At 54.0% G+C, this 6,873-nt stretch carries 8 protein-coding genes and 1 pseudogene; 7 read left to right on the top strand and 2 right to left on the bottom strand.

Going from position 1 to position 6,873, the window contains the following annotated elements:
- Together ABJQ89_RS05780 and ABJQ89_RS05775 are read right to left on the bottom strand one after the other, a co-directional pair.
- A pseudogene (locus tag ABJQ89_RS05780) lies at positions 1-189 on the bottom strand (PaaI family thioesterase); the annotation flags it as partial.
- 6 nt (positions 190-195) lie between these two features.
- Positions 196-615 (bottom strand): PaaI family thioesterase, encoded by a 420-nt coding sequence (locus tag ABJQ89_RS05775; protein ID WP_348495316.1) that lies wholly within the window; start codon positions 613-615, stop codon positions 196-198.
- Positions 616-733: 118 nt separating this feature from the next.
- On the opposite strand from ABJQ89_RS05775, the gene ABJQ89_RS05770 reads away from it, so the two are divergent.
- The 7 genes from ABJQ89_RS05770 to ABJQ89_RS05740 form a co-directional block, all read left to right on the top strand.
- Positions 734-1,102: a MerR family DNA-binding transcriptional regulator gene (locus ABJQ89_RS05770; protein WP_348495315.1), complete on the top strand. Its 369-nt coding sequence runs from the start codon at positions 734-736 to the stop codon at positions 1,100-1,102.
- 221 nt (positions 1,103-1,323) lie between these two features.
- Positions 1,324-1,731 (top strand): MerR family DNA-binding transcriptional regulator, encoded by a 408-nt coding sequence (locus ABJQ89_RS05765; RefSeq protein WP_348495314.1) that lies wholly within the window; start codon positions 1,324-1,326, stop codon positions 1,729-1,731.
- Positions 1,732-1,804: 73 nt separating this feature from the next.
- A complete protein-coding gene (locus ABJQ89_RS05760; protein ID WP_348495313.1) occupies positions 1,805-3,586 on the top strand; it encodes an acyl-CoA dehydrogenase C-terminal domain-containing protein in 1,782 nt (593 codons plus the stop codon).
- 45 nt (positions 3,587-3,631) lie between these two features.
- Positions 3,632-3,844 (top strand): hypothetical protein, encoded by a 213-nt coding sequence (locus ABJQ89_RS05755; protein WP_348495312.1) that lies wholly within the window; start codon positions 3,632-3,634, stop codon positions 3,842-3,844.
- Between the two features lie 25 nt (positions 3,845-3,869).
- Positions 3,870-5,009 carry an acyl-CoA dehydrogenase family protein gene (locus tag ABJQ89_RS05750; RefSeq protein ID WP_348495311.1) on the top strand — a complete coding sequence of 380 codons (1,140 nt, stop codon included), beginning with the start codon at positions 3,870-3,872 and terminating at the stop codon, positions 5,007-5,009.
- Positions 5,010-5,296: 287 nt separating this feature from the next.
- On the top strand, positions 5,297-5,941 hold the full coding sequence (locus ABJQ89_RS05745; RefSeq protein WP_348495310.1) for a glutathione S-transferase family protein: 645 nt from the start codon (positions 5,297-5,299) through the stop codon (positions 5,939-5,941).
- A gap of 13 nt (positions 5,942-5,954) precedes the next feature.
- Positions 5,955-6,873 (top strand): acetyl-CoA C-acyltransferase (locus tag ABJQ89_RS05740; RefSeq protein WP_348495309.1); only part of this gene is annotated, 919 nt, incomplete at its 3' end.

Below are 6,873 nucleotides of genomic sequence, written 5' to 3'. Positions count from 1 at the left end.
ATGGATTGCAGGCAGGAAGGGGTTTCCGATCAGTTTGGGATCAAAGGGTAAAATAGCGGTGAGTTCGTCGCCCCGCCGATCAAACTTGATCCCGAGGAACTGAATGTAGGGCACGCCGCTGACCAAGGCCTGAAGCGCAGCGTCGCGACGTAATTTCACATCTTGGACGGGTTCGGGAGCTTTGCGCATATCTCTCTATCGCCCCTCTATCGTGAATGTGCCAGTCGCGGTTGCGACAGGGTGTTCGCCGTCATCAAACGTATGCGCGCGCACAAAAGCAACGGAGCGCGTGACATGGTAACACTCCGCCGCAGCGCGAATGCTTTGTCCTGGGGTCGCCGCGCGCATGTAATCAATACGCAAATCGATCGTCGCCGTGCCAGCCCCTGCTTTCGGGTGGCTCATAACAGCAGCGCCGCAACAGGTATCCATGAGCGCAGACACCGCGCCGCCGTGAATAACGCCCGTTTCGGGATCGCCCACCAACTGCGGATTATACGGCATTGTGATCTCAGCAGTACCGTCTTCGATTTCCGTCAGTGTCATGCCTAAGGCCTCAGCATGCGGGATCGCCTGTATGAACTTCCGAGCGTTTAATAACTTTTGAGATGCCATTTATATTTCCTCGTTCACGTAATACCCTTATGAGATCGAACTGATCGGCAGGGCAAGAGCTATGGTTGGTTGCTCTCCGACAACGACAGTCCTAACCTAAGCGTAGGAGAAAAATAATATGAGCGAAAAGCTACTAACCTTCAAAGAAATGTGTGCACGCTTCGACGTGACGCCACGTACGCTCAGGTATTATGAATATATCGAGCTTTTGCAGCCGGAACGCGAAGGCCGCTCACGCTTTTACAGCACACGAGAATGCGCCCGCATGACTCTGATTCTGCGTGGACGACGCTACGGGATCAAACTCGAAGAGATTCGCCAATGGCTGAAGATTTACGAGAACGAGGGCACAACAGCCCAGATGGAAGCCTTCGTGGAGATGGCAGATCGTCAACTGAAAGATTTGGAAGAGCAGCAGACACAGCTTGAAGAAGCTATTCGCGAGCTGCGCGAACGCCGCGATCATACCATCGAACGGCTCAAATGATTCGAATCCAATGCGCTTTGGATTGAGGAAAGTTGCATATCTGACGTTTTCTCAAAATTCCTCCCCGTTAATAAATTGCGCGCACCCAAGGCTGACCTTTGCGGAAGTTACGTAAACTTAGAATTGACGTAGCGTACCACTTACGTAAGCCTAAAAAATCGTTGTATCGTTGACTCGAGAACTCCATGCGTTCGGCACCGAACCATTTTGTGAGTATGAAGATGCAACGAACTGATAAATTTATGACGATCCGTGAAATGTGCGATGCTTTTGACGTAACGCCGCGAACGCTGCGATTTTACGAATCCAAAGAATTGCTGTTTCCACAGCGTGAAGGGCAAAAGCGGCTCTTTACGATGCGTGACCGTGCGCGTCTCAAGTTGATTTTGCGTGGCAAGCGTTTCGGCTTCAGCCTCGAAGAAATTCGTCAACTTCTCGACCTATACCATATCGACGATCAACAGCAGACACAGATCAATCGTACCTTGGAAATCGCCAAAGATCGCCTCGCCGATCTCGAGAGCCAACGTGACGAGCTGGAAAGTGCAATCGAAGATCTTCGTGAACAAATCAAATGGGGACACAAAGTCGCGTCCTCCATTAATCAAACTGCAAAAGCGGCCGGTTAATTCGGCCACTTATCGCACGCTTGGGTCAACTGACTTGAGCAGAACAGAGTGAACTCGAATTAAGGATTGGCCTATGCCCCGTTATACAGCTCCGACCAAAGACATGCATTTTGTCATTCATGACGTTCTAAAAGCGCATGAAAGTGACATCCCAGGCTATGACGAACTCGAGCCTGATTTCACGTCGGCAGTTCTTGAAGAAGCGGGCAAAATTTCCTCAGACGTCCTCGCGCCGCTAAACGTGGTTGGCGATAAAGAAGGCTGTACTTTGGAAAACGGCGTTGTGCGTACGCCAACGGGCTTTAAGGCAGCGTTTGAGCAAGTCAAAGAAGGCGGTTGGCCCGGTCTGGACATGCCAGAGCAGTACGGCGGACAGAACATGCCCTACCTGATGGGGACGGCTGTTGGCGAGATGTTCTCAGCCTCCAACCAAGCGTTCACAATGTATCAAGGCCTTACCCACGGTGCGGCCTCTGCCATCCTTGCGCACGGCACGGACGAGCAAAAAGACAAGTATCTCCCAAACATGGTCTCATGTGAGTGGACAGGCACGATGAACCTGACCGAGCCTCACTGCGGCACCGATCTAGGCCTAATGCGCACAAAAGCTGCGCCACAAGATAATGGGTCTTACAAGATCACAGGCCAGAAGATTTTCATCTCTTCTGGTGAGCATGACATGGCCGATAACATCATTCACTTGGTTCTCGCCAAGATCGAAGGTGGTCCAGAAGGCATCAAAGGTGTGTCGCTCTTCATCGTTCCAAAATTCAATGTGAATGACGATGGATCGCTCGGTTCGCGCAACGGCGCATCCGTTGGTTCTATCGAAGAGAAGATGGGCATCCACGGCAACTCCACCTGCGTGATGAACTATGACGAGGCAACCGGCTACCTGCTTGGCGAAGAGCACAAAGGCATGCGCGCCATGTTCACAATGATGAACGAGGCGCGTTTGGGCGTTGGCATGCAAGGCCTGTCCCAAGCGGACGCAGCCTATCAGAACGCATTGGACTACGCCAAGGACCGCCTGCAAGGTCGCGACGTCACAGGCGCAAAGAACCCAGATGGCCCAGCTGACCCGCTGATCGTGCACCCGGATATCCGCCGCAGCTTGATGGACCAGAAAAGCTTCGTCGAAGGCGCGCGCGCATTCTGCCTGTGGGGCGCAACAATGATCGATGCGGCACACCGCAAAGGTGACAAAGACGCAGATGGCCTTGTTTCCCTGCTCACGCCCGTCATCAAAGGCTTCCTCACCGATGAGGGCTATGACATGACGGTTCAAGCCCAGCAGATTTACGGCGGCCACGGCTATATCGAAGAGTGGGGCATGTCCCAATTCACACGCGATGCTCGTATTGCGATGATCTATGAAGGCGCGAATGGCGTTCAGGCGCTTGACCTCGTTGGTCGTAAACTGGCGCAAGATGGCGGCAAACACGTGATGGCGTTCTTTGATCTGGTCAAAAACTACATCAAAGACAACTCTGGTCAGGATGAAGCCTTTGACGCAGACTTCCTTGAGCCACTGAAAGCTGCGAGCAAAGATCTGCAAGCTGCGGGCATGTATTTCATGCAAAACGGCATGAAGAACCCGAACAACGCGCTCTCTGGCTCTTATGACTTCATGCACATGTTCGGTCATGTGTGCCTAGGCTTGATGTGGGCACAGATGGGCAAAGCATCGCTGGATGCATTGGCTGCTGGCACTTCTGACGAAACGTTCTACGAGACGAAGCTCACAACAGGACGTTACTATATGGCACGCCGCCTGCCCGCGACGACGATGCACCTAACTCGCATCCAAAGCGGAGCGGATACAGTCATGGCGCTGGACGCCGCCAATTTCTAAGATCAGGGTGCGTGGGAAACCACGCACCTTACTAAAGGACACGCTTTGCCGAAACGATTTCGCCTGACCCGTCGCTTTTCTGCTGCAATGACTGAAGACGGGTATCGCCGTCTAAAGCGGTTTGCATCAGAGGCCGGGTTAGACGAGGGTGAAGCGCTGTCTTTTCTATTTGAGAACTTCGATAGCGTGACGGACAATGAAAATCTGCTGCATCGCCTTAGGCTTTTCAATTCAGAGCTAGAGGCGCGCAAGCGATAAGCCGATTAGTAAACGGGAGATTACTATGAGCAAATGGATGACCGACGAGCACGCGATGCTCGCTGAGATGACAGCCAGCTTTATCAATACAGAGTGGGCGCCTCAGTTCGACAAATGGCGCAAACAGGGCGAGATGGATCGCACGACCTGGGCCGAAGCGGGCGAACTTGGCTTGCTCTGCCCTTCTATTCCAGAGGAATACGGTGGTGTTGGCGGTGATTTCGGTCATGAAGCCACGATCCTGATCGAAGCCTCCCGTGCGAACCTCGCGAGCTGGGGTCACGGCATCCACTCTGGCATCGTCGCGCACTACATTCTGGCCTGTGGCACCGAAGAGCAAAAGAAGCGCTGGTTGCCCAAAATGGTCTCTGGCGAACTTGTCGGCGCCTTGGCGATGACGGAACCTTCTGGCGGTTCTGACGTGCAAGCGATCAAAACTCGCGCAATCAAAGATGGCAATTCCTACAAACTGAATGGCCAAAAGACATTCATCACCAATGGTCAACACGCCAATCTGATCATTGTTGCCGCGAAAACAAATCCTGCAGAAGGCTCCAAGGGGACGTCCCTTGTTGTTGTGGAAACTGACGGCGCAGACGGTTTTGCACGGGGTCGCAACCTCGACAAGATCGGCGCGCATGCAGCGGATACGTCCGAGCTGTTCTTCGACAATGTGGAAATCCCGCCAGAAAACATCCTTGGCGGCGACGAGAACCAAGGCTTCTATCAGATGATGCAACAGCTCGCACAAGAGCGGCTCATCATTGGCTGCGGCGCGGTTGGCGCAATGGAAGGCGCTGTAGAGCGCACGATTGAATACTGCAAAGAACGCCAAGCTTTTGGCGGGCCGATCATGCAATTCCAGAACACGCGTTTCAAATTGGCCGAATGCAAAACCAAAACCGCTGTCGCGCGCGCGTTCTTGGATGAATGCATCTCTGAACACCTCGAGGGCAAGCTCACCGTCGAGAAAGCCGCGATGGCAAAATACTGGTTGACGGATACACAAGGTGAAGTGCTCGATGAATGCCTGCAACTGCACGGCGGCTATGGCTTCATGCAGGAATATGCGGTGGCAGAAATGTGGACAGATGCGCGTGTGCAGCGGATTTACGGCGGCACCAATGAAATCATGAAAGAGTTGATCGCTCGCAGCTTCAAATAAGACGACAGGCCAAGTTGACAACGGCCCTCCGGGAGAAGTTTATTTTGAAAGATGAAGCCCAAGACATGGACCCCATCGCCCGCCTCGCAGTCTCGCTAGGCGGCACCTGCGCAGGGCGATGGAGCTTCACCTTTCACATGGCTCAACGCTTCCGTCTGCCATGCACTGCTTTTTCTAGGGCATTAACCTTAATGGGACGTGAAGGTTCACTTCATCTTTCCAGATAAACTTCACGGGGGTCCGGGGGTGTGAAACCCCCGGCTCAACACTGTAAAAGGACACAACGGATGACACTTAAGCTCTATTGCTTCGGAGAAAGCGGAAACGCATACAAGGCCGCCCTTTCGTTAGAACTTGCCGGCCTCGACTGGGAGCCCGTCTACGTTGACTTCTTCGGCGGCGAAGCGCGCTCGGATGAATATAAATCCAACGTGAATGCTATGGGCGAAGTGCCTGCATTCGTTGACACTGAGCATGATTATTCCATCACGCAATCCGGCGCGATTCAGGACTACGTTGTGCATCTGTCCGGTAAACTCACAGGCGCAACGCCAGAGGAACGCCGCGAAATCCTACGCTGGGTGCTTTGGGACAACCACAAGCTCAGCTCTGTCGCTGGCCCGACCCGTTTCCTGATGAACTTCATCCCTGAGGACAAGCGCCCCGCCGAAGTCATCGCCTTCAATCAAGGCCGCCTCAAAGCCGCCTATGCTGTTCTGAACGACCACCTCGCAAACCGCGATTGGATCGTAGGAACGGGCATTACCGTCGCGGATATTTCATGCTGCGGCTACCTGTTTTACCCAGAGCCCTTCGGTTTCGACCGCGCGGACTGGCCCCATATCGACGCTTGGCTCACACGCATTGAGCAAACGCCAGGCTGGAAACACCCTTACGATTTGATGCCCGGCAGCCCAGCTGACCGCGCTTAAAGGAGACCCCACAATGACCGAAGCTTATATTTATGACGCCCTGCGCACACCGCGCGGTAAGGGTCGCAAGGATGGCTCCTTGCACGAAGTCACGGCGCTAAATCTGTCCGCACAAACGCTGAACGCTGTTAAAGAGCGTAACAACCTTGAAGGCCACGCCGTTGAGGATGTGATCTGGGGCAACGTCACGCAAGTGATGGAGCAAGGTGGCTGCCTCGCGCGCTCTGCGGTGCTGGCCTCTGATCTGGACGAACGTATTCCGGGTCTCGCGATCAACCGTTTCTGTGCCTCTGGCATGGAAGCTGTGAACCTTGCGGCGAACCAAGTCAAAGGCGGCGCAGGCCAAGCCTATATCGCGGGCGGCGTTGAAATGATGGGCCGCGTTGCTATGGGCAGCGACGGCGCCGCGATTGCGGTAGATCCTTCCATCGCGATGGAGCAGTATTTTGTTCCACAGGGTATTTCTGCAGACATCATCGCGACCGAGTATGGTTTCAGCCGTGATGAGGCCGATGCATTGGCCGTTGAATCCCAGCGCCGTGCCAAAGTCGCATGGGATGAAGGTCGTTTCGCGAATTCTGTCATTGGCATCAAAGATCAAAACGGTCTGCCGATCCTTGATCACGACGAATACATGCGCCCTCAAACCGACATGCAGAGCCTTGGCTCGCTGAACCCAGCCTTCCAAGCTATGGGCGAAGTGATGCCCGGTTTCGACAAGGTCGCTTTGATGAAGTACCCGCATCTAGAAAAGATCAACCACATCCACCACGCGGGTAACTCCTCTGGTATCGTTGATGGTGCAGCAGCGGTTCTGATCGGCAACAAAGAGTTCGGCGAGAAGCATGGCCTCAAGCCACGCGCGCGCATCCGCGCAACCGCGAAAATCGGCACCGATCCGACGATCATGCTGACAGGTCCAGTACCTGTGA

This window comes from Planktotalea sp. (assembly GCF_039984035.1).
Classification (GTDB): Bacteria; Pseudomonadota; Alphaproteobacteria; order Rhodobacterales; family Rhodobacteraceae; genus Planktotalea.
The sequence above is the reverse complement of the archived record's forward strand: the minus strand, read 5'-3'. Positions and strand labels throughout refer to the sequence as shown.

Excerpts from the sequence above, each read along its gene's own strand:
- ABJQ89_RS05775 (WP_348495316.1), bottom strand. The coding sequence starts at position 615 with ATGGCATCTCAAAAGTTATTAAACGCTCGGAAGTTCATACAGGCGATC.
- ABJQ89_RS05770 (WP_348495315.1), top strand. The coding sequence starts at position 734 with ATGAGCGAAAAGCTACTAACCTTCAAAGAAATGTGTGCACGCTTCGAC.
- ABJQ89_RS05765 (WP_348495314.1), top strand. The coding sequence starts at position 1,324 with ATGCAACGAACTGATAAATTTATGACGATCCGTGAAATGTGCGATGCT.
- ABJQ89_RS05760 (WP_348495313.1), top strand. The coding sequence starts at position 1,805 with ATGCCCCGTTATACAGCTCCGACCAAAGACATGCATTTTGTCATTCAT.
- ABJQ89_RS05750 (WP_348495311.1), top strand. The coding sequence starts at position 3,870 with ATGAGCAAATGGATGACCGACGAGCACGCGATGCTCGCTGAGATGACA.
- ABJQ89_RS05745 (WP_348495310.1), top strand. The coding sequence starts at position 5,297 with ATGACACTTAAGCTCTATTGCTTCGGAGAAAGCGGAAACGCATACAAG.